Source organism: Ancylobacter radicis, assembly GCF_018449475.1.
In the GTDB taxonomy this organism is placed as follows: domain Bacteria; phylum Pseudomonadota; class Alphaproteobacteria; order Rhizobiales; family Xanthobacteraceae; genus Ancylobacter; species Ancylobacter radicis.
Window position 1 is genome coordinate 49,323 of record NZ_JAHCQH010000021.1, and the last position, 22,216, is coordinate 71,538.

General features: G+C 67.3%; 22 protein-coding genes. 11 read left to right on the forward strand and 11 right to left on the reverse strand.

Annotated features, from left to right (window positions below; translation table 11 throughout):
- Window positions 1-6 precede the first annotated feature (6 nt).
- From ku to KIP89_RS16475, 9 genes are all read right to left on the reverse strand, one after another.
- Window positions 7-924: a non-homologous end joining protein Ku gene (gene ku / locus KIP89_RS16435; RefSeq protein ID WP_213756677.1), complete on the reverse strand. Its 918-nt coding sequence runs from the start codon at window positions 922-924 to the stop codon at window positions 7-9.
- Window positions 925-1,037: 113 nt separating this feature from the next.
- Window positions 1,038-1,490, reverse strand: a complete 453-nt coding sequence (locus KIP89_RS16440) for a type II 3-dehydroquinate dehydratase (protein ID WP_213756678.1) — start codon at window positions 1,488-1,490, stop codon at window positions 1,038-1,040.
- 27 nt (window positions 1,491-1,517) lie between these two features.
- Window positions 1,518-2,147: a glutathione S-transferase gene (locus KIP89_RS16445; protein WP_213756679.1), complete on the reverse strand. Its 630-nt coding sequence runs from the start codon at window positions 2,145-2,147 to the stop codon at window positions 1,518-1,520.
- A complete protein-coding gene (locus KIP89_RS16450) occupies window positions 2,144-2,581 on the reverse strand; it encodes a GlcG/HbpS family heme-binding protein (protein ID WP_213756680.1) in 438 nt (145 codons plus the stop codon). Before KIP89_RS16450 ends, KIP89_RS16445 begins: the two co-directional genes overlap by 4 nt.
- Before the next feature lie 155 nt (window positions 2,582-2,736).
- Complete coding sequence (locus tag KIP89_RS16455; protein WP_213756681.1) at window positions 2,737-3,414, reverse strand: DUF1028 domain-containing protein; 678 nt, start codon at window positions 3,412-3,414, stop codon at window positions 2,737-2,739.
- Window positions 3,415-3,427: 13 nt separating this feature from the next.
- On the reverse strand, window positions 3,428-3,850 hold the full coding sequence (locus KIP89_RS16460) for a RidA family protein (RefSeq protein ID WP_213756682.1): 423 nt from the start codon (window positions 3,848-3,850) through the stop codon (window positions 3,428-3,430).
- Between the two features lie 39 nt (window positions 3,851-3,889).
- Window positions 3,890-5,152 (reverse strand): acetylornithine deacetylase, encoded by a 1,263-nt coding sequence (gene argE / locus KIP89_RS16465; RefSeq protein ID WP_213756683.1) that lies wholly within the window; start codon window positions 5,150-5,152, stop codon window positions 3,890-3,892.
- Between the two features lie 4 nt (window positions 5,153-5,156).
- The gene (locus KIP89_RS16470) at window positions 5,157-5,648 is read right to left on the reverse strand and encodes a flavin reductase family protein (RefSeq protein ID WP_213756684.1); all 492 of its coding nucleotides are present in this window, start codon (window positions 5,646-5,648) and stop codon (window positions 5,157-5,159) included.
- Window positions 5,649-5,668: 20 nt separating this feature from the next.
- Window positions 5,669-7,129, reverse strand: coding sequence for a 4-hydroxyphenylacetate 3-hydroxylase family protein (locus KIP89_RS16475; RefSeq protein ID WP_213756685.1), 1,461 nt, complete (start codon window positions 7,127-7,129; stop codon window positions 5,669-5,671).
- Window positions 7,130-7,219: 90 nt separating this feature from the next.
- On the opposite strand from KIP89_RS16475, the gene KIP89_RS16480 reads away from it, so the two are divergent.
- The 7 genes from KIP89_RS16480 to KIP89_RS16510 all read left to right on the forward strand — a co-directional run bounded on the left by KIP89_RS16480 (window position 7,220) and on the right by KIP89_RS16510 (window position 14,285).
- Window positions 7,220-8,164 (forward strand): LysR family transcriptional regulator, encoded by a 945-nt coding sequence (locus KIP89_RS16480; protein WP_213756686.1) that lies wholly within the window; start codon window positions 7,220-7,222, stop codon window positions 8,162-8,164.
- Between the two features lie 165 nt (window positions 8,165-8,329).
- Window positions 8,330-8,920, forward strand: a complete 591-nt coding sequence (locus tag KIP89_RS16485; RefSeq protein WP_213756687.1) for a HutD/Ves family protein — start codon at window positions 8,330-8,332, stop codon at window positions 8,918-8,920.
- Between the two features lie 268 nt (window positions 8,921-9,188).
- Entirely contained in the window at window positions 9,189-10,124 is a 936-nt protein-coding gene (locus KIP89_RS16490; protein ID WP_213756688.1) for a 2-hydroxyacid dehydrogenase, read from the forward strand.
- Window positions 10,125-10,181: 57 nt separating this feature from the next.
- Window positions 10,182-11,207, forward strand: a complete 1,026-nt coding sequence (locus KIP89_RS16495) for an ABC transporter substrate-binding protein (RefSeq protein ID WP_213756689.1) — start codon at window positions 10,182-10,184, stop codon at window positions 11,205-11,207.
- Between the two features lie 276 nt (window positions 11,208-11,483).
- Complete coding sequence (locus KIP89_RS16500) at window positions 11,484-12,341, forward strand: ABC transporter permease (RefSeq protein WP_213756690.1); 858 nt, start codon at window positions 11,484-11,486, stop codon at window positions 12,339-12,341.
- Window positions 12,342-12,351: 10 nt separating this feature from the next.
- Window positions 12,352-13,143 carry an ABC transporter permease gene (locus tag KIP89_RS16505; protein ID WP_213756691.1) on the forward strand — a complete coding sequence of 264 codons (792 nt, stop codon included), beginning with the start codon at window positions 12,352-12,354 and terminating at the stop codon, window positions 13,141-13,143.
- A 29-nt stretch (window positions 13,144-13,172) separates the two neighbouring features.
- Window positions 13,173-14,285 (forward strand): ABC transporter ATP-binding protein, encoded by a 1,113-nt coding sequence (locus KIP89_RS16510; protein WP_213756692.1) that lies wholly within the window; start codon window positions 13,173-13,175, stop codon window positions 14,283-14,285.
- A 78-nt stretch (window positions 14,286-14,363) separates the two neighbouring features.
- Here KIP89_RS16510 and KIP89_RS16515 read toward each other — a convergent pair whose 3' ends face one another.
- Window positions 14,364-16,391, reverse strand: a complete 2,028-nt coding sequence (locus KIP89_RS16515; RefSeq protein ID WP_250152603.1) for a putative bifunctional diguanylate cyclase/phosphodiesterase — start codon at window positions 16,389-16,391, stop codon at window positions 14,364-14,366.
- A 321-nt stretch (window positions 16,392-16,712) separates the two neighbouring features.
- On the opposite strand from KIP89_RS16515, the gene KIP89_RS16520 reads away from it, so the two are divergent.
- Both KIP89_RS16520 and KIP89_RS16525 read left to right on the forward strand, forming a co-directional pair.
- Window positions 16,713-16,865 (forward strand): hypothetical protein, encoded by a 153-nt coding sequence (locus KIP89_RS16520; protein ID WP_213756694.1) that lies wholly within the window; start codon window positions 16,713-16,715, stop codon window positions 16,863-16,865.
- A gap of 55 nt (window positions 16,866-16,920) precedes the next feature.
- Complete coding sequence (locus KIP89_RS16525; protein WP_213756695.1) at window positions 16,921-17,508, forward strand: SCO family protein; 588 nt, start codon at window positions 16,921-16,923, stop codon at window positions 17,506-17,508.
- On the opposite strand, the gene KIP89_RS16530 is transcribed toward KIP89_RS16525, so the two are convergent.
- Window positions 17,453-19,363, reverse strand: coding sequence for a glycosyltransferase (locus tag KIP89_RS16530; protein ID WP_369807180.1), 1,911 nt, complete (start codon window positions 19,361-19,363; stop codon window positions 17,453-17,455). The genes KIP89_RS16525 and KIP89_RS16530 overlap by 56 nt on opposite strands.
- A gap of 143 nt (window positions 19,364-19,506) precedes the next feature.
- Between KIP89_RS16530 and KIP89_RS16535 the strand changes: the two genes are divergently transcribed.
- Both KIP89_RS16535 and KIP89_RS16540 read left to right on the forward strand, forming a co-directional pair.
- Window positions 19,507-20,400, forward strand: a complete 894-nt coding sequence (locus KIP89_RS16535; protein ID WP_213756697.1) for an ABC transporter substrate-binding protein — start codon at window positions 19,507-19,509, stop codon at window positions 20,398-20,400.
- Window positions 20,401-20,492: 92 nt separating this feature from the next.
- Complete coding sequence (locus tag KIP89_RS16540; RefSeq protein ID WP_213756698.1) at window positions 20,493-22,157, forward strand: lysine--tRNA ligase; 1,665 nt, start codon at window positions 20,493-20,495, stop codon at window positions 22,155-22,157.
- Window positions 22,158-22,216: the final 59 nt, after the last annotated feature.

Here is a 22,216-nt window from a genome sequence, read left to right on the forward strand (position 1 = left end):
GGCGTGTCAGCTCGCCTTGCGCGTGGTGGCCGAGGCGCGTCCCCGCTCCGCCGTGCCGCTTTTCGCCGGGCTTTTTGCGGCGCTTTTTCCACCGCTCTTTGCTGTCTTTCGGGTGGACTTCCTCGCGGGTGCCTTCGCCTCCGCGTCGTTGCCCATGCCGGCACTCTGGCGCAGCGCTTCCATCAGATCGACCACCTTGCCCTTCTTCGGCGCCTTGGGCGCCTTGATCGGGCGGCCCTCGATCTTGGCGCGCACCAGCTCGGCGAGCGCCGCCTCATAGGCGTCGTGGAAGGTGTCGGGCTGGAAGGTGCCGGCCTTGGTGGAGATGATGTGCCGGGCGAGTTCCAGCATCTCGCCCTCGATCTTCACATCCTTGATATCGTTGAAGATTTCATCGGCCGAGCGCACCTCGTAATCATGGTTCAGCGTGGTGGCGATGATGCCGTCATCATAGGCGCGGATCAGCACGGTGCGAGGGCGGCGGAAGAGGACGCCGCTGGCCAGCGCGACCACCTTGCGGCGGCGCAGGCCTTCGCGGATCACGGCGAAGGTGGCCTGCGAGGCGTCGTCGGCCGGGCGGACATAATAGGGCTTGTCGAAATAGAGGTCATCGACCTGCGCGCAGGGCAGGAAGGTGTCGATCGCCAGCGTCTTGTCGCCCTGCGGCGTCACCTCCGCGACTTCCTCCGGCTCCAGCACGATGTACTCGCCCGAGGCCACCTCATAGCCCTTCACCTGGTCCTCCCGCTCGACCGCTTCTTCGGTCTCGGGGTCGATGAAGCGGCGGCGTAACCTGTTGCCCGTCTTACGGTTTACCATGTTGAGGCTGACGCGCTCGGTGGCCGAGACAGCGGTGTAGAGACCGACGCCGCAGACCAGTTCGTCGAGCTTCAGAAAGCCCTTCCAGGTCGCGCGCGGGCTCATCGCGCGGCTCCGGGGCGGCGTAAATGACGGTCGGGGAGGGGCATCGGACGGCCTCCGGGGGGTGAAGCTACCCCATTAAGGCGCCACCCCGCGAAGACGTTCCATAGGCGGCCTCAGACGGCGCGAATATGCCGGATCAATGCCTCGACGGCGGTGGGATAACCCTCCGGGCCGAGGCCGATAATGCAGCCCATCACCGCCGCCGAGAGCGGGGAGTGATGGCGAAAAGCCTCTCTTTTGAAGACGTTGCTGACATGGACCTGAAGCGCGGGCTTTGAAACGGCGGCGAGCGCGTCGAGGATGGCGATGGAGGAATAGGACAGGCTGCCGGCATTGATGACGATGCCGTCCGCTGCCAGCCGCGCCTCCTGAATCCAGTCGACCAGCGCGCCCTCATGGTTGGACTGGCGGAAATCCACCGTTCCGCCAAGGGCTTGCGCGCGAGTGCGGCAGGTCTCGGCAATGTCCTCAAGGGTCAGCGTGCCATAGGGGCCGGTGGGGTCGAGCCCGTACAGATTGGTGTTCGGGCCGTTCAGGACGAACAGGCGGATGGGAGCTAGGCTCATGATATCGCACGCTTTTTCAAGATAGGGTCAGGCCACGCGCTCGCGTGGGCGGGTGGCGGCCATGGCGGGGCGCTCGTCAAAGGCGGCGAACCATTGCGCCGCCGCCGGGCGCCCCTCGCGCCAGCCGAGATCGGCGTAGCGGAAGTCGAGATAGCCGAGCGCGCAGCCCAGCGTAATGAGGCCGATGTGGTGCACAGTCAGGCCGATCAGGCCGGTCTGTGCCATCTCCTCGATGGCGTCGAGCGCGCCGGTGACCTTGGCGAGCTGGGCCTGCGTCCAGCCGGGCCAGCGCAGCTCGGCGGGACGCATCACCGTCTCATAGCGATTGGCGATGGCGGCATCGAGCAGGCCGTCGCCGAGCGCCTGCTGGGTGAGCGCCTGCCAGCGGGCCGGGCCCGGCGCGGGGAACAGGGTGGTGTCGCCGGCGGTGGCGGCGAGGTACTCGCAGATCACCCGGCTGTCATAGAGCGTGGTGCCGTCCTCCAGCACCAGCGCCGGGATCTTGCCGAGCGGATTGGCCCCGGTTAGCGCCGGGTCGCGCTGGAGCGGGCTGGCCGGGTTGAACTCGATCTCCAGCGTGCCGGCGAGGCCGGTCTCGATGGCGACCACCATCACCTTGCGCACGAAGGGGGAGGTGGGGGCGTGGATCAGCTTCATGGGATCTGGTCCTGTGCGCCGATGGCGGCCAGCGCGGCGCGGGCCACCTCGACATCTTCCGCGCCCTTGCCCGAGCCGACGCCGATGCCGCCGACACAGACACCCTCGATGATGATCGGCAGGCCGCCTTCCAGATTGGTCAGGCGCTGGCCGGCGGCGAGCGAGAGCTTGATCTCGTCGGCCGGGTTCAGCCGCGAGGTTGGCTGGCGGTGCGAGGCGGCGGTGATCGCCTTGGACAGCGAGGTCTCGCGCGAGAGCAGCTTGGCGCCGTCCATGCGCACGAAGGCGAGGAGATTGCCGCCCTCGTCGACAATGTTGATGTTCTGCGGCACGCCCATTTCGCTCGCCTTGGCGACGGCGGCGGCGAGCATGGTCAGCGCGCCCTCATGGGTGAGCTTCAGGGCCGGGCGGGTGACGGGAGAGCTGCCGGACATGCGGGCCTCGCGGGGGATTGGCAGGAGGGAAGTGCGGGTCGATTCTGCGTCCTTCGAGGCGCGCTGGCGCGCGCGCCTCAGGATGACGTGGCGTCAAGGGTCGTCATGCTGAGGAGCGGGGCGGCGCCCCGCGTCTCGAAGCACGCAGGTCCCCCTCACTCGTCCCCCGGCACGCCATAGGCGGGCGCGGTGGAGGGGTCGAGGGCGCGGGTGACATAGGCGTCCATCTGCGGCACCCAGAGCGCCCAGAGCGCGGCGAACTCGGCCATCACGTCGCCGTCCGACCAGTCGATGCGCAGATCGGCCACCGGCCAGCCGACGGTGTCGACCAAGAGCATGCCGACCGAATGCACCGGGCCTTCCTCGCCGCCCGCCGCCACCGCCGCTTGCATGGCGGCGACCAGCCGGTCGCCGAGGCCGGCGTCGGGCATCGCCTCGAAGGCGGCGACCATGGCGGTGGGCACGTCCTTTGAGGCCAGTAGATTGCCCGCCGCCGCGACGTCCGCGCCAAAGGCGATGGCGTGGGTGCCGAGCGTCTTCGTGCCGGAATGGCCGGCGGCGGGGCCGTCGCGCCCGAGGATCACCACCTGCCGGTAGTCGAAAAAGTCGGAGGTCGCGCGCAGCTTTTCCAGCACCTCGGCCGCCGGAACACCCTGCGCCAGCAGGTCGAGCCCGCGCGGGCCGAGCATCGGGTCGGTGATGTTCTGCGTGGCGACCACGCCGACGCCGGCGCGGGCATGGGCGCAGCGCGCCGCCACCGCCGGGGAGGAGGAGGAGACGGCGATGCCGAACATGCCGGTGCGGGTGCAGCGGGCCGAGATGGAGAAGGTCACGCGCGCTCTCCGGTCAGGCGGCGTCGGGAATGACGGCGGTCACCTCGATCTCGACCAGCCATTCCGGGCGGGCGAGCGCGGGCACGACAAGGCCGGTGGAGCAGGGGAACACGCCGCCCAGCCACTTGCCCATTTCCAGATACACCGCCTCGCGGTAGCGGATGTCGGTGAGGTAAACGACGATGCGGCAGATATGGCCGAGCTCGCTGCCGGCCTCTTCCAGCAGCATCTTGATGTTGGCCATCGCCTTCTCGGCCTGCTTGCCGGCATCGCCGATGTGGACGCTCTCGCGGGTGTCGAGGTCCTGCGCCACCTGGCCGCGCAGGAACACCATGGTGCCGCGCGCCACCACGCCCTGGCTGAGGTCGTTGTTCAGCTTCTGCTCGGGATAGGTCTGTTTGGTGTTGAACGGGCGGATGCGCGTGTGGGTCGGCATGGACGGTCACTCTTTCTGGTTCAGCGAAATCTGGCTGGTTCAGGCGAAAGCGGGTCGGGCGAAGTCCGAAGGGGCAAGAGGCGTGCCGAGCCGGCCGGCGAGGCGCACCATCAGGGCGCCGGCCTGCGCCAGCTCGTCGAGGCCGATCCATTCATCGGCCTTGTGGGCGCGCCCGATATCGCCCGGCCCGCACACCACGGTGGGGATTCCGGCCCGCGCATAGAGCCCGGCCTCGGTGCCGAAGGCGAGGGTGACGGGCGCGGCATTGCTTCCCGCCAGCGCCGCGACAAAGCGCACCGCGCCGCTGTCTTCGGGCGTGTCGAGGCCGGGATAGTCGCTGAGCGTGGCGATTGCGATGCCGGCCTCCGGCGCCTGCGCCAGCAGCCGGGCGCGGGCCTCGTCGATGATCAGGGCGATGCGGGCATTGAGGCTGTCGAGATCGGTGCCGGGCAAGGTGCGGGCCTCGAATTCCAACGTGGCGTGGTCCGGCACGAGATTGAGCGCGGTGCCGCCATGCAGCGAACCGACATGCACGCTGGTCCAGGGCGGATCGAAGGCCTCGTTGGTCTCGCCGCGCAGCGAGCGGCCAAGCACGCCGAGCCCGACGGTGATCTCGGCGCCGGCCTCCACCGCATTGGCGGCGCGGTGCAGCAGGGCGGAATGCCCGCCCCGCCCGGTGATGGTCAGGCGGCGGGCGAACTTGCCCTTATGGGCGCGGGCGACCTTGAGCGCGGTCGGCTCGCCGACGATGCAGAGCGCCGGCGGCACCGGCAGGGCGGCGACCTCAGCCACCAGATCGGGCGCGCCGAGGCAGCCCAGTTCCTCGTCATAGGAGAAGCAGAGGTGAACCGGCGTGTGCGTCGCTGCCTGCTTGAACAGCGGCACATGGGCGAGCACGACGGCGAGGAAGCCCTTCATGTCGCTGGTGCCGCGCCCATAAAGCCGGCCCTCGCGTTCGGTCAGCGTCCACGGGTCGCTCGACCAGTCCTGCCCGGCGACCGGCACGACATCGGTATGGGCGGAGAGCGCCACGCCCGGCTGCCCCTCCGGGCCGATGGTGGCGAGGAGCGAGGCCTTGCTGCCATCCGCATTGGGGATACGGCGGGCGGTGATGCCCTCGCGCGCCAGATAGGCTTCGATGTAGTCGACGATTGCGAGGTTGGAGCGCGCGCTCTCGGTCGGGAAGGCGATGAGATCGGCCAGAATTGCGCGCGTGCGGGCAAGCGTTGTCGTCTGCGTCGTCGTCTGCGCGGGCTGGTCCGGCTCCGCGGTGAGGATGTCGGCAACGCCCTGAATGGTCATGCGATTAGGCGACCTTGAGGTGGTGATAGGCGCGGTTGGAATAGACCAGCGGGCGAGTCTCGGCGGTTTCCAGCGCCATCACCTCGCCGGCGATGATGTGGTGCGTGCCGAAACCGAACACGCTGGCGATCCGGCAGTCGAAGCGGCAGAGCGCGCCCTTGAGCAGGGGCGCGCCGGTGGTGAGCGCGTCCCAGTCGGCAATGGCGAAACGGTCCTCGCGATATTCCGCGATCAGCCCGGCGAAGCTGTCGGCCACGCGGTGCTGGTCATGGGCGAGGATGTTGGCGGCGAACACGCCGTTCTCCAGCAAAGTGGGCAGCACCCGGCTGTCCTTGTGCAGGCAGAACAGCACGGAGGGCGGCTCCATGGACAGCGAGCACAGGCTCGACACCGTGACGCCGCCCCGCCCGGCCGCGCCGTCGGTCGTCACCACGGTGACGCCGGAGGCGGTGCGGCCCATGGCGGTGCGGAAATGGCCGGCGTCGATCTGGCTCATGATGCTCATCCTTTGCAGGGTTACGCCTTGATCGTCTCGCCCATCACCCGGTCCGACAGGCCGGCCGCCTTGCGCACGAAGTCGAGCGGGCCGTCGAAATCGAACGAGTTGTAGACCGCGTTCAGATGGTTGAAGTGCGGCGCCTGCGCGAACTGCACGAAGGTCAGCCGGTGGCCAGCATAGTCGGAGTTCAGGAGGTCGCGGGCGAAGGCGAGCAGCTTGCGCCGGTCCTCCGATTCCCACTGCTTGTTCAGCGAGTAGAACTTCTTCAGCCAGTGGCCCGAGCCCTCGGCCTCGAAGGCGGCGGAGTTCGGGGTGACGCAGATCTGGCCGCCGCACAGCTCGCGGGCGATGTGCATCATCGCCGGCAGATTGGCGCAGGCATGGACGCGCCCGGCATAGAGCATCGACTGGTTGGGCATCAGCAGCCCGCCGGGGCTCTTTTCCGCCAGCGTGATCGAGGCGGTGAGATGGGCGTTGATGCCCTCGCGGTAGCAGACGAGGTCGGCCAGCTTCTCGCGCACCGACTGGAGCTTTTCGAGGCCGGTCTGGCGGGCGTTCCACATCGCCGCGCCGATCATCATGTCGGCGACATAGAGCAGGCGGTGCACATAGGGGAAGGCCGAGTAGCGGTGCAGCGTGGCGCGGATGTACTGGGCCGCCTTGGTGTGGCGGTAGAAGAACACGTTCTCCCAGGGGATCAGCACATTGTCGAAGATGACGAGGGATTCGACCTCGTCGAACTTGTTGGCGAGCGGGTAGTCCTTCGGGTTGGTGCGGCCGGCGAAGGAGGAGCGGCAGATCTGCTTCACGCCCGGCGCGCCCATGTCGATGATGCCGCCGACCGCATAGTCGGAAAGCTGCTCGCTGGTCCACGCGCCGACGGTCGGCTTCAGGAAAGCCTGGTCTGCGTAAGCTGCGGCCGTCTCGTATTTCGCTCCCCGGATCACGATGCCCGCATCGGTCTCCTTCACGACATGCACCATCATGTCGGGGTCCTGCTCCTGGGGCGGAAGCGAGCGGTCGCCCTTGGGATCGGTATTGGCCGAAATATGGAAAATGTCGTTGTCGAAGATGTTCTGCACGTGCCGGTCGACATTGTCGGCGAAGCGCGGGTCGAACTCCGCCAGAACGTCGCGGCCGTCGATCAGCGACCAGACCTCGCCGATCGTCTCGTCGCCGACGCGTGTGACGACACCGCCAATATCCTGCATGACGGCGTCGACGGCGTCGAGCTTGTCGGTCCAGTCCTTGGTCTCGCGCGGCGGCTTGTAGAAGATGGTGTTGCGCTTGTTGTCCTCAACATAGGTGAGGCGGTCTTGATATTTGGACTCATGCGCCATGTCGTACATGCGGGCACGGACGTCGACGATCGGCTTGAACGCCGGGTGCTGGGTGACGTCCTTCACCCGTTCGCCGTCCATCCAGATTTCGCGGCCGTCCTGAAGTCCCTGCCGGTAGTCGTCGCCTGTACGGATCATTTAGTGCATCCTTTTCCTATGAGGAAATATTGCGCGGGTCCGGTGGATCGGTAAAATATTTTCATTCGTTGTTTGGCATAGAAAAATCCGATGAATGTCTCACTCCGCGCCCTGCGCTACGTCGTTGCCACCGCCGACTTCGGCAATCTCACCGAAGCGGCCAAGCACCTGAACGTGTCGCAACCCTCCATCTCCGCGGCGATTGCCCAGTTCGAGGGGGATTGCGGCGTCCAGGTCTTTGTCCGCCACCATGCAAAAGGCGTGACGACCACCATCGCCGGCACGCGGATCATCAACGAGGCGCGGCTGCTGCTGAATCACGCGCGCGATTTCGGGCAGAATGCCCGCGCCATGGCCGACGAGGTGCGCGGCGAGATCGCAGTGGGCTGCTTCTGGACCATCGCCACCCATTTCATGCCGAGCCTGCTCTCGCGCTTCGCCGAGACCCATCCGGGCATCACGGTGAGCCTCGACGAGGGCGACCAGCAGCAGATTCTCGAAGCCATCATCTCCGGGCGGACCGAGCTGGCGCTGTCCTATGAGTTCGCCCGGCCCGACGAGGTGGTGGCCGAGCAGCTCGCCGAGCTGCCGCCCTATGCGGTGCTGCATCGCGACCACCCGCTGGCCCGGCGCGAGCGCATCAGCCTCGCCGACCTGCGCGACGAGCCGTTCATCCTGCTCGACCTGCCGCATTCGCGGGATTATTTCATGAGCCTGTTCCGCTCGGTCGGCATCGAGCCGCAGATCGCCTTCCGCTCCAAGGCCTATGAGCTGACGCGCGGGCTGGTCGGCCATGGGCGCGGCTACACCATCCAGAACGTGCTGCCGCGCACCCAGACCACCCATGATGGCGGGCGCGTCGCCGCCGTGCCGTTGACCGATGCGCTTGAGCCGGTGCGGGTGGTGAGCCTCAAGCTGCGCCGGCAGGCGCCGCGCCCGGCGGTGGAGGTGTTCGCCCGCCATCTCAAGGCCTGCTTCTCGCCCGGCGGCCTGTTCGAGCCCGGCACGCTCTCCCCGAACAGCACGGTGCGGTGATCTCCTCGAATAGGGATCGCCTATGCCGTGCATCGGCATTCTGTTGGTTGTGCGGGTAGTTGGCCGTTGCCGCGCCCGCCCGCGCCTCGCTAGTGTCCGCGCTCCCTGAATTTTCTTGCCCGGAAAAGGCACGGCGCGGGCCGGCCCGCCGGAGAGTGTGACGCGATGAGCGGATTGAAGGTTCTCAAGATCTCCGACTACACCACCACGCCGTGGAAGAATGGCGGCGGCATAACCCAGGACGTGCTGCTGCTGCCGGACGGCGCCAGCCAGGAGAACTTCGACATCCGCATCAGCCTCGCCCCGATCGTCAGCGAGGGGCCGTTCTCCTCCTTTCCGGGGGTCGACCGGCACATCACCCTGCTGACGCCGGAGCGGCTGGAACTGGTGTTCGCCCATGAGACGCGGGCGCTGAAGCGGCTTGAGCCGCTCTATTTCGACAGCGTGCAGCAGCCCTCCTCGCGCCTGCCGGACGGGGCGGTGCGGGTGCTCAATGTGATGACGCGGCGCGGGCGCTGGAACGCGCAGGTGATGCCGGCCAAGGGCGACAAGGAGCCCCTGCTGGCGGCGCCCGATGGCGGGCTGGTGGTGCTGCACGCGGTCACCGGCACATGGCAGGTCGGCCACCCGCTCGGCGCGGCGCTGGTTCATCCCGGAGAAACGCTGATCGCCCGCGAGGAGGGGACGTTGCGGGCCAGTTGCGCGCCCAATGGCGAGGCCATCGTCGCGTTTCTCTCGCCGACGGGAAGTCGCTGAAGGCGTGCTGACCGCTGCGGCAGGCCGTCGAATGCTGCATCGGCTTTTGCTATCTTGAGTAACAGTTAAAAGTATTTTTCTATCCACTGATCCAAGGCGACATTTCCTCGCAGGAAAAATTTCGCAGCGAGGGATCGGGTCGGATGCAGGGTGCTTGCGCGGCGTCTTTACGAGCGACAGGATGGGCGGCGCGCTGCCTGTCCTTGCGGAAGGCCGCGTCCGGGCGCGCTGTCGGGGTCGGCGCCGCAGCCGCAGGGGCGGTGATCTCATGAGCCGCGACGCTCTGGTCTTCTACAGCGCGGTCGACGATGCCGCGGCCTGGCGCGAGGCGCTGGCCGCCGAACTGCCCGACCTCGATTTCCGCGTCGACCCGGCGGTCGGCGACCCCGCCGATATCCGCTACGCCCTGTGCTGGAACCCGCCCAAGGGGTTCTTCTCGCGCTTTCCGAACCTGAAACTGGTCACCAATCTCGGCGCCGGCGTCGATGCGCTGGTGCGCCGCGACGACCTCGCGCCGGTGACGTTCTCGCGCCTGTCGGACCCCGGCATGGTGCAGATGATGACCTCCTATGTGGTCTTCGCCGTCACCCGCTATGCCCGCGACATCCCGGTCTTCGAGCGCGCCAAGCGTCGGGGCGAATGGGACTATGTGCATCCGCGCGCGCTGTCCGAGGTCAAGGTGGCGGTGCTCGGTCTCGGCGAACTCGGCGGGCCGGCGGCGCGCACGCTGGCGGCGATGGGCTTTACCGTGACCGGCTGGTCGCGCTCGCCCAAGGACATTCCCGGCGTCGCCTCGGAGACCGGGCGCGAGGGGCTGGAGCGCGTGCTCGCCGGCAACGAGATCATCGTCAGCCTGATCCCGCTGACGCCGGAATCGCGCGGCCTGCTCGGCGCGCGCGAATTCGCCCTTATGCAGAAGGGCACGAAGTTCGTGAACGCCTCGCGCGGGGCGGTGGTCGACGAGGCGGCGATGATCGAGGCGCTGCGTTCGGGCCAGATCGGGGAAGCCACGCTCGATGTGTTCGAGACCGAGCCGCTGCCCAAGGGGCACCCGCTCTGGTCGCTGGAGAATGTGCTGATCACGCCGCATATGGCCAGCATCACCGTGCCGAAGCAGGCCGCGCGCGATGTGGCGGAGAGCATTCGCCGCGTCCGGCAGGGTCTGCCGCCGCTGCACGAAGTGGATCCCGCCCGCGGCTACTGAGCCGCCGGCAGGACCAATATGGGCGGCGCAAGGCCGCCCCAATCAAAGAGGTGGGACATGAAGAAGCTGTGCATTGCTTTGGGTGCGCTGGCCGTGATGGCCAGTGCCGGTGCGGCCTCGGCCCAGGAGAAGCTGGTCGTCAGCACCTGGGGCGGCAACTGGAAGGCCGGCGTCGAGATCATCGGCAAGGAATTCACCAAGCGGACCGGCGTCGAGGTCGAGTACATCACCGGCGGTACGCTGGACCGTCTGGCCAAGGCGAAGGTGGCGCGGGGCAACCCGGAATCCGACCTCGTCAACACCACCGCCCATGTCGGCTATCTCTATTATTCCGACGGGCTGATGGAGAAGCTGGACTATTCCAAGATCCCGAACGCGGCGGATCTCTACCCGCTGGCGCGGCGCTCCGACTACACCGTGTCGGACTATGTCTATGTCTACACCCCGGCCTTCCGCACCGATTCCATGCCGAAGGACTTCAAGATCGACAGCTGGGAAGTGCTGTGGAGCCCCGAAGTCGCCGGCAAGCTCGGCCTGCCGGATTTCGACCCCAGCCATATCATCATCGCCGCCACACGCCTCGCCGGCGTGAGCCCGGCCGAGTGGGACAAGGTGAAGCCGAAGCTGCTGGAGCTGAAGAAGAACATCAAGGCCTTCTACCAGTCGGACGCCACCAGCCAGAACCTGATGCGCACCGGCGAAACCCCGGTTCAGGTGCTGCTCAACATCAACGGCTATCACCTCGAAAAGCTCGGCCTGCCGGTGAAGATCGAGGTGCCCAAGGAAGGCGCCGTGGTCGGCACCGATGTGTGGGGCATCAATGCCGGCTCGAAGAAGAAGGAGCTGGCGCAGCAGTTCATCAATCTGGCGCTGGAGCCGGAGATGCTGGCGCAGCTCTGCAACTTCCACAAATGCTCGCCGATGAACCCCAAGGCCAAGCTCGACCCGGCCATCGCCAGCCTGCCCGGCATCTTCACCAGCGCCGAGCAGATCCAGAAGGAAGCGATCCTGGTCGACGACAAGACCTATGCCACCCTGCTGCCGCAGTGGAAGGCGTGGTTCACCGAGAACATGATGCACTGAAGGCGGCGACCTTCCCAAGAATGCCGTCATGGTCGGGTCCGGCCCGGGCATGACGGACCAGGGGCCACCTGCGGGGGCCGTTCTCCGGCGGGCAGCGCCTGCGTCCTTCGAGGCCCGGCTGTGCCGGGCACCTCAGGATGACGCGCGCTTGTTGATGATGGAGGCTGAAAAGCCTCTGTCATTATCGCTCATCCCTGCACCTCGTCATGCTGAGGAGCGGGGCATCGCCCCGCGTCTCGAAGCACCCACGTCAACGCGAACCACCTTTATAGACCCATGACCCAGCGCCGCCCCTTCTTCATCACCTTCCTCGCGCCCGCCGTGCTGACGGCGGTGATCCTGGTCGCGGCGATGTTCGAGGTGCTGCAATACAGCGTGCGCGCGTTCATTCCCGGCGCGCTCGACGTGGGCGGCTTCACGCTCGACAATTTCACCCGCATCAACCGGCCGATCTACTGGTGGGTGATGCTCGACACCTTCTACATCAGCTTCCTGACGGCGATCTTCTCGCTGCTGCTGAGCTATCCGGTGGCCTTCGCGCTGGTGCGGGCGCGGCGCGACTGGGTGCGCTCGCTGCTGGTCTCGCTCTCCATCACGCCGCTGTTCACCGGCGAGATCGTGCGCACCTTCTCCTGGATGCTGATGCTGGGCTCGGACGGCTTCATCAACTCCATGCTGCGCAAGCTGTCGCTGATCGATATGCCCTTGCAGATCATGTACACGCGCTTCGGCGTGGTGGTGGCGCTGGTGCAGTTCTCCATGCCGGTGATGATCATCCTGCTCGCTACCGCGATCAGCCATGTCGACCGTGACTGCGAGAAGGCCGCCGCCAATCTCGGCGCCAGCCCCGGCGCGGTGTTCTGGCATGTGACGCTGCCGCTCACGCTGCCGGGCATTCTCTCCGGCATCGTCGTGGTGTTCGCCTGGACCATGAGCGCCTTCTCCACCCCGCAGCTGATTGGCGGCGGCAAGGTGCTGATGATCGCCAACCTCGCTTATCTCCAGGGCTTCTCGGTGCTCAACCTGCCCTTCGCCGCGACGCTCAGCCTGATTGCGCTGGTCAGCGCGCTCGGCAGCCTCGTCCTGATGAAATCCGCCACCAGCCGCATCGAGAAGCGGCTGGCGATCGCCTGAGGAGGCCGATATGCGATCCTTCGCCTTCTGGAGCCTCGTCACGGCGATCCTCGCCTATATGACGCTGCCGACGCTGGTGGTGCTGATGACCTCGGTCAACCCGACCGAGATCCTCGCCTTCCCGTCCGAGGGCGTGTCCTTCCAGTGGTACGAGAAGGCGCTGACCTATCCCGACTTCCAGATCGCTTTCCGCAACGGGCTGATCGTCACCGGCTTCGCCTCGACGCTGGCGCTGATCGTCGGTTCGGCCTTCGCCTGGCTGGTGCAACGCTACAGTTTCCGGGGCCGGGGGCTGCTGGAGGCGGTGCTGTGGTCGCCGCTGATCATCCCGCATTTCACGCTCGGCTTCGGCTTCCTGCTGCTCGGCGGTGCCTTCGGGCTGCAGCAGGGCTATGTGATGATCGTGCTGGCGCACATGGTGCTGGTGATGCCCTTCGTCACCCGCGCGGTCTATGTCAGCCTCGCCAATATCGACCCGAACCTCGCCCGCGCCGCCGCCAATCTCGGCGCCTCGCCGTTCCAGGTGCTGATGCGCATCGAGCTGCCGCTGGTGCTGCCGGGCATGGCGGGCGGCTGGCTGATCGCGGCGGTGCTCTCGCTCACCGAATTCACCGCCTCCCTCTATGTGACGGGCAGCCGGACCCAGACGCTGCCGGTCGCCATGTATAATTACATCCGCGAATATGCCGACCCGACCGTGTCGGCGGTCTCGGCCATGCTGATCATCGTCACCACGCTCATCATGTTCATCGCCGACCGGGCCTTCGGCCTGCGCCGGGTGCTGGCGATCGACACCCACTGATCCCGTTCGACGTGCCGGAGACCTGCCTCATGACGCCCCACACCCGCCCCGACAGCCCCGCCGGAGATGCCGTCGAGATCGTCCGTGTCCGCAAGGAGTTCGGCGCGGCGGTCGGCGTCGCCGATGTGTCGCTGACGGTCGGGCGCGGCGAGTTCATCACCCTGCTCGGGCCGTCCGGCTGCGGCAAGTCCACCCTGCTGGGCATGATCGCCGGCTTCGTCACCCCGACCGCCGGCAAGATCATCGTCGACGGCGTCGATCTCACCGAGGTCGAGCCCTATCGCCGCGACATCGGCATGGTGTTCCAGAGCTACGCGCTCTTTCCGCACATGAATGTGTTCGACAACGTCGCCTTCGGCCTGAAGATGCGCAGGCTGCCCAAGGCGCAGATCGAGGCCGAGGTGCGCCGGGCGATCGAGATGATGAAGCTTACCGGCATGGAATCGCGGCGCGTGCGCCAGCTTTCCGGCGGCCAGCAGCAGCGCGTGGCGCTGGCCCGCGCCATCGTCATCCGCCCGAAGGTGCTGCTGCTCGACGAGCCGCTCTCCGCGCTCGACAAGAATCTGCGCGCGCAGATGCAGGTCGAACTGTCCGACCTGCATCGCAAGACCGGGCTGACCACCATTTTCGTCACCCATGACCAGGGCGAGGCGCTCAGCCTGTCGGATCGGATCGTGGTGATGAATCGCGGCGAGGTGCAGCAGGTGGCGACGCCGATCGAGCTGTACCGCACGCCGGCCAATGGCTTCGTCGCCTCTTTCATCGGCGAGATCAACGCGCTGCCGAAAGCGCGCTACGAGCGGGCCGGGGAGATGGCGGCGCTGGTGCTGCCGGGCGTCGGGCGGCTGACCGCGCCGGCGCGGGCGCAGTGGAGCTTCAATGACGGCGCCGAGGTGCAGGCCTTCCTGCGCCCCGAGCAGGTGCGCCCGGCCTTGCCCGGCGAGGCCGGAGCGAACCTCCTTACCGGCACGGTGGCGGCGCATATCTACCAGGGCTCGCACACCATCACGCGGGTGGAGGTGCCGGGCATCGGTCTGGTCGAGACGCGGGTGACGGGCGCGGAGATCATCAGCGCGCACCCGGTCGGCACGCCGATCACGCTCAGCCTCGATATTGGCGAGGCGGTGCTGATCGCCGCCTGAGATCTTGTTCTGCGATGAGGCGGGGCAGGGGACCTGACGGCGCCGGGCCTCGGGCGAGAACCGCTCGGGTCAGCACGCTCAGGCCAGAACGCTCTCGGCGTCGGCCGGGCGGTGGAACAGGAAGCCCTGATACATGGTGGCGCCCAGCTCGCGCAGCTTGGCGAGCTGGATTTCGTCCTCGACGCCCTCGGCCACGAGTTCGAGGCCGAGCGAACTGGCGATGGAGATGGCGGCCTTCATCAGCGCCTTGTCGATGGGGTCGCGCAGTATGTCGCGCGTGACCGTCCAGTCGATCTTGATGCCGTCCACCGGCAGGCGCTTGAGCGACTCGAACGAATTGTAGCCATTGCCGAAATCGTCGAGATAGACATGCACGCCGCGCGCCCGCAGCTCGGTGAGGAAGCTGGTGATCTCGCCGAGATCGTCGAGGCCCTCGGTCTCCGTCACCTCGATCCGCAGCGCCGCCTCGATGCCGGGATTGAGGTCCAGCATGTCCATGAAATTGCGCTGGAACGCGATATCGGCCAGCGAGTGGGCGCCGATATTCATCGAGACATATTGATTGGCCCCGCGCTGGATCAGGCGCAGCGCGTAATCCACCGCGTGGCGGCAGACCCAGGCGTCGATCCGTCCCATCAGGCCGAGGCGCTGGGCGGCGGGCAGGAATTGCGAGGGCTGGCACCAGGTGCCGGTCTCGTCCACCAGGCGGATCAGCGCCTCATAGCCGAGCACCTTTTCATCATGGCCGACGATCGCCTGCAGATGCATGTGGAAGCGGTCGAGTTCCAGCCCGAGCTGGATACGCTCGGCCCAGCTCATGCGCTGGCGGGTGCTGTTCACCTTCGGATCGCCGAGATCGTAGAGCTGCACCCGGTCGCGGCCGGATTCCTTGGCGACATAGCAGGCGGTGTCGGCGGCGGCGAGCAGGCTTGAGACCGATTTCTGCGTCCCGTTGGCCCGCACCAGCCCGATGCTGAGCCCGAGGGTGAAGGCGCGCCCGCCGATGTGGAAAGGGTGGTTGTGCACGGCGGTGTTGATGCGGCGGGCGATGCGCAGCGCGTCGCGCTCGTCGATATCGGTCAGCATCATCGCGAATTCGTCGCCGCCGACGCGCACCAGCAGATCGTCGCCGCGCAGCTGGCCGCGCAGGAAAAACGCCACTTCCCGCAGCAATTCATCCGCCGCCGCATGGCCGACGGCGTCGTTGACGCCCTTGAAATGGTCGATGTCGATGATGCCGACCCAGATGTTGCGCGGGTCGTTGTCGCGCAGCATCTGGTCGAGCCGCTCCTCCAGCGCGAAGCGGTTCGGCAGGCCGGTGAGCATGTCGCTGCGCGCCTGAAGCGCGACCAGGCGGGCGAAATCGGCCAGCGCCTCGGTCTGCTGGCGCAATTGCTCGCGCACGGTAATCAGCTCGTTCTCGCGCCGCTTCTGCGCGGTCAGGTCGGTCCAGATGCCGACCGTGCAGCCATTGGGGATCTGCCGGTGGCTGGCGAGCATCCAACTGCCGTCGCGCAGCGGGATCTCGGCCCGCAATTCGCGCGACTGGCGGACCTGCGCCAGCATCTGGTCGATCGAGCCGGCCTCGGCGGCGAACAGGCCACGGGCCTGCGCCTCGCCGAGAATGTCCGACAGGCGGGCGCCCGTGGTGATCTCGATCCCGGCATTGGCGAACATGTGCTTCAGGCAGGCATTGGACAGCACGACACGCTCGTCGGGATCGAGCAGGATGAAGCCTTCATGGATGCCGTCAACGGCCTCCAGCAGCTTGGCCTCGGCCAGCTTGATGCGCGTGACATCGCTCCACAGCGAGACGATGCCCCCATCCGGCGTGCGGCATTCGCGGACCTGAACCGAGCCGCCATCCTCCAGCGCGATCTCGAACGGCGTGCCGTCGGCCGCCGCGTGCCGGCGCATGCGCTCGGCCACATAGGATTCCGGGTCGGCCACCCGTGCCCATTCGCCGCTCGGCACCGAGGCGAGGGCAAAGAAGGTGAAGCCGTGGAGGTCGCCCAATTGTTCAAGGAAGGGAAAGAATTCCACAAAGCGGCGATTGTGGATCACAAGGCGGTCCTGGGGGTCGAACAATGCAAAACCGTCAGCCATGGAGTCGATGGCTGCGATCACGCTGGCAAACCGGGGATCAGCCGGCTGCTGTTCTGACGACAATTGCGAACCCGGCGGGTTCGGTTGCCCGATTTTGACCGTAACCAATTGGTCCGCCCACCCATCCGCGCGTGATCGACCTCGTGAAAGACCTTGGAGCACGCGCCCTGACTAAATCAGGGAGGTTGCCCGCACAACCACCCATGGTGTCATTTGATTACTAATCTCTAACGAGTGCAAGCCAGGCACATCAATCCGTTTGAATCCAAGTCATCACGGTTTACACAATATGATGTGTCGGGTAACCCCACGGCGGACGAGATGACATTCTTTTGCACGCAGGCGCAACTCGCACGCTGGGCCGTGGGGCTGGGCATCGTCTTGCTGCTCGCTGCGGCGATCGGCCTTTGGGCGCGCCACGGTGCCGCCGTTTTCTTCGACATCGTGGCGGCCGGGGTGGCCTATTGTTTCTAGGCGCCCGCGCCGGGTCTCGGGCCGGCGTCCACTCATTTCGCAAGGGCGTCTTCCCATGGCCAACCGCCGCGTTCTCATCCTCCTCTCGGCCTTCGTGATCGGCGCCGTGATCATTGTCGGCGGTGCGCTGGCGCTGCTGCCGCGCGGCCCCGTGCCGGCGAGCACGGTGGCGATCGGCGGGCCGTTCGAGCTGGTCGACCAGGATGGCCAGACGGTGACGCAGGAGACCTTCGCCGGCGAGCCGACGCTGGTGTTCTTCGGCTTCACCCATTGCCCGGACATCTGCCCGACCGCGCTGTTCGAGATGTCGCAGCTTTTCGAGGCGCTGGGGCCGGATGCGCGCAAGGTGGCCGGGCTGTTCATCACCGTCGATCCCGAGCGCGACACGCCGGAGACGCTGAAATCCTATCTCGGCAGTTTTCACCCGAGCATTCAGGGGCTGACCGGCACGCCCGAGCAGGTGGCCGCCGTGACCAAGGCCTACCGCGCCTATGCCAAGAAGGTGCCGACGCAGGGCGAGGACTACACGATGGACCACACCGCCATCGTCTATCTGATGGGCAAGGACGGCGAGTTCATCGCCCCGTTCAACCTGAAGCGCCCGCCGGCCGAAGCCGCGGCCGATCTGCGCCGCTATTTGTAGCGCGCGGCGCCCGCACCAGCCGGGGCCGCCGGCGCGAGGTGCGGGCCAGGCCGTGATCGGTCTTCTCCCAATGCTGCGGGGCGACGATGAGCTGGAGCACGGCGCGCCAGGCGGCGAGCGACATCATCAGCCAATAGAGCGGCATCAGCGCGAGGGTGCGCGCCATGCCGGGAAGGCCGCGCCGCCGCATGCCGAGGCCGGTGACCAGCAGCGCGCTCGCATAGCCGACCGTCAGCACGGTGACACCGAGGCCGTCGACCAGCGCCAGCGCCGTCGAGGGCGGCGCGGGGGTGGTGGCGGTCAGGTCGCACAGCACCGCCAGCAGAAAGAACGGGTGCACGAGCGCCGCCCCGACGCCGCCGGCAAGCTGGACGAACAGCGCGAGGGCCGCGCCGGGGCCGGCCTCGCGGACGAGGCGGCGCGGCTGGCGGGCATGCACCAGCAGCGTCTGCATCCAGCCCTTGTACCAGCGCGTGCGCTGGCGCAGCCAGGCGCGGAAGCGGCGCGGGGCTTCCTCGTCGGTGGTCGAGGCGATCACCGCCATGTGCCAGCCGCGCCGCGCGAGGCGCACGCCGAGATCGGCATCCTCGGTGACATTGTGCGGGTCCCAGGCGCCGATGCTCTCCAGCGCCTCGCGCCGGAAATGGTTCGAGGTGCCACCGAGCGGGAATGGCATGCCATTGGCGCCGAGCATGGGCAGCAGAACGTCGAAATGGCCGGCATATTCCGCCGCGAACTGGCGGGTGATCCAGCCATCGTCGAGATTGTCGATGGCGAGCTGGGCCTGCACGCAGCCGAGGCGCGGGTCGCCGGTCAGCCGGAACCGCGTGCAGACCCGGCGCAATTGCAGCGGATCGGGCTGGTCCTCGGCGTCATACACGCCGATCAGGCCGCCGCGCGCGAAGGCCAGCGCCGCGTTGAGCGCCTTGGGTTTGGTGCGCGGGCCGAGATCGGGCGCGGTGATGATCTCGACATGGGCCGGCAGCTTCTGGGCGAGCAGGGCGGTGGCGGTTTCCGCGTCGTCCGGCTCGATTACCAGCAGGATCTGAAGCTTCTCGCGCGGATAGTCGATCGCCAGCAGCGCCTCGATCAGCTGCGGCACCACGCGCGCCTCGCGGTAGAGCGGGACGATCAGGCTGTAGCGGGGCAGCAGCCGGTCGGCCAGCAGCGGCGGATCGGCGGGCTCGGGCGGGGTGATCACGGCGGTGAGCCGCAGGCAGCTCCAGCCGAGCAGCACCACGCCGATGGCCAGCGCCAGCGCGACGGCGAGCGGGCCGGGCGCGCTGTGCAGCAGGAAGGGCAGCAGGGCGAGCAGCACCGCGCACAGGCCGAAGATCAGGCGCGAGGGGCCGAGCGTGCCGGCGCTGAGATCGGGACTGCGTTCGATCAGGCCGTAGGCGGCATGGCGCGCCAGTGTCGGGGCGAAGCGGCGGCGCACATAGAGGGCGAGGCGCTCCGGGGTGGTGAGCGCGATCTCCTCGCGCAGCTCGGGGCGGAGTGCCAGCCGCGCGGCGAGCGCGCGCAGCCCGTCACCGCGCGGGGCGAGGACGAGCCGTCCCTGAGTGCCGCGCATCAGCCCGGAGCGCATCAGCGCGAGAAGATCGGCATGGGGCGGGTGCGGGCCGGAACCGGAGGCGACGGTCTCCAGCCGGGTGAAGGGCAGGCCGAGCCGGCGCGCGGCGGCCTCGCCGACCGCGTCTGTGGTCACCACGCCGCTGGCGATCAGCACCTCGTCGGCGCTCACCCCGATCAGGCGCGCGCGCCTCTGGGCATAGGCGAGGTCGCCGGGCTCCAGCCGGTCGACAATGCCGGCAATCTCGACCGGCAGGTCGAGATCCGGGCCGGAATCCAGCACGCGCACTCTTGTCTGCGGTCGCATCCGGGCCTCGGGCTGGCTCAAGGGGCACTCGCCTTCGCCCGCGCGCCACGGTACAAGTCGCTGCGCGCGGGCGACACGGCAAGGCAAGGGTGAGGCCAAGTTTGAGCGGTAATTCTGTAATGCGTCGATTGTCGCAGCTTTCTGCGACAGTTTTGCTGGCGCTTGGTATTTCAATACCTCAAATCGCGTATGCTCAGGCCCCAAATGCCGCTCCCCCAGGCGCCGCCTCCCCTATCACCCTGCCGAGCGTCGCGGTGCCCGGCTTCTGGGATCCGAACCGGCGCCCGGAGCGGCCCGATGTCACCCGCCTGCCGACGCAGATCCGCTTCGCCACCACGGATGACTATCCCCCGTTCAGCTTCCGCGACGAGAACGGGCGTCCGGCCGGGTTCAATGTCGATATCGCCCGCGCCATCTGCACCGAGCTGGCCATCACCTGCACGCTGGAAGTGGTGCCGTTCGACCAGCTTGTCGCCGCGCTGGAGGAGGGCAAGGCGGATGCCGCGATCGCGGGCATCGCCGTCACCCCCGCCACCCGGCAGATGCTGGATTTCACCGACCGCTATTTCCGCTCGCCCGCCCGCTTCGTCGCACGCCGCGCCGACGGGCTGAGCGACGTGTCGCCCGATGCGGTGGCGAGCCGCAAGGTGGCGGTGGTCGGCGGCACGGCGCATGAGGCCTATCTGCGCGACTTCTTCGCCGAGGCGGCGGTGCGCTCCTTCTCCACCCCCGAGGCGGCGCGCGAGGCGTTGCAGAAGGGCGAGGTCGACCTGCTGTTCGGCGACGGCGTGCAGCTCGCGCTGTGGCTCAACGGCACGGCCTCGGCCGATTGCTGCGCCTTTGCCGGCGGGCCGTTCACCGAGAGCCTGTATTTCGGCGAGGGCATGGGCATCGCCGTGAAGCCGGGCAATGAGGCGCTGCGCCAGTCGCTGAACTACGCGCTGGCCCGGCTGTGGGAGGAGGGGGTCTATACCGACCTCTATCTGCGCTGGTTTCCGATCAGCGTTTATTGACGCGGGCGGCTCCACTACCTAGAGCATGACGCGCGCGCCCGGCTTTGCCGGTTGCCGCCCCTTTTCCGAGATAAAGCCCAGGAGGGCAGACCATGACGGCGACCGCTCAGGTCGAAGATGTTGCAGATGCAGCCGAACTGCGCGAGCTGGCGGAGACCGTCGGCGCATGGCCGTTCGAGGAGGCCCGCAAGATCGTCGAGCGCCTGAAGCGGAAACCCAAAGCCGAAGTCCTGTTCGAGACCGGCTACGGCCCCTCGGGCCTGCCGCATATCGGCACGTTCGGCGAAGTGGCGCGCACCACCATGGTGCGCCACGCTTTCCGCGTGCTGACCGAAGACAAGATCCCGACGCGGCTGCTGTGCTTCTCGGACGACATGGACGGGATGCGCAAGATTCCCGAAAACGTGCCGGACCCGGCCGCGCTCAAGCCCTATCTGCAGATGCCGCTCACCAAGGTGCCGAACCCGTTCGGCGGTGGCTTTGCGAGCTTTGGCGACCACAACAACGCGATGCTGCGGCGCTTCCTCGACACGTTCGGCTTCGATTACGAGTTTGCCAGCGCCACTGACTACTACTTCTCCGGCAAGCTGGACGCGGTCCTGCTGAAGGCGGCGGAGAAGTATGAGGCGATCATGGAGGTGATGCTGCCGACGCTGGGCGAGGAGCGGCAGGCGACCTATTCGCCCTTCCTGCCGATCTCGCCGACCTCCGGCCGTGTGCTCTATGTGCCGCTGAAGGCGGTGGATGCCAAGGCCGGCACCGTCACCTTCACCGATGAAGACGGGGAGGAGAAGACCGTCCCCGTCACCGGCGGAAATGTGAAGCTGCAGTGGAAGCCGGATTTCGGCGCCCGCTGGGCGGCGCTCGACGTCGATTTCGAGATGTTCGGCAAGGACCACCAGACCAACGCGCCGATCTATGACGCGATCTGCAACATCCTCGGCGGCGTGGCGCCCGAGCACTTCGTCTATGAGCTGTTCCTCGACGAGAACGGCCAGAAGATCTCGAAGTCCAAGGGCAATGGCATCACCATTGACGACTGGCTGACCTATGCCAGCCCGGAGAGTCTGGCGCTGTACATGTTCCAGTCGCCGCGCTCGGCCAAGAAGCTGCATTTCGACGTGATCCCGAAGGCGGTCGACGAGTATTTCAACTTCCTCGCCCGCTACCCCGCGCAGGATCTGAAGAACCGTCTGGGCAACCCGGTCTGGCACATCCACGCCGGCAACCCGCCGGTCGAGGAGCTGCCGCTGACCTTCGGCCTGATGCTGAAGCTCGCCTCCGCTTCCAATGCCGAGGACAAGGCCGTGCTGTGGCGCTTCATCGAGCGTTACGCGCCGGGCACCTCGCCGGCCACCCATCCCACGCTCGACCAGCTCGCCGGCTATGCTGTGCGCTACTTCGTCGACCGGGTGAAGCCGCGCCGGGTCTACCGTCTGCCGGACGATGTGGAAGCGAAGGCGCTTGCCGCGCTCGACGCCGCGCTGGCGCAGGTCGATGGCGAGGACCGTGACGCGATCCAGAACGCGGTGCTCGATGTCGGCCGCGCCGAGCCGCGCTATCAGGACCACAAACGCAAGAGCCCGACCGGCGGGCCGGGCGTCACCTTCGCCTGGTTCAGCGCGCTCTACGAACTGCTGCTCGGCGAGAAGGAAGGCCCGCGCTTCGGCTCCTTCGTCGCGGCCTATGGCATCCCGGAAACGCGCGCGCTGATCGCCCGCGCGCTGGCCGGGGAACTCGCCAAGGGCGCTGCCTAGTCGTCTGCGGCTTCAGGAACGATCCCCGCCGGTGCAATGCCCGGCGGGTTTTCTGTGGG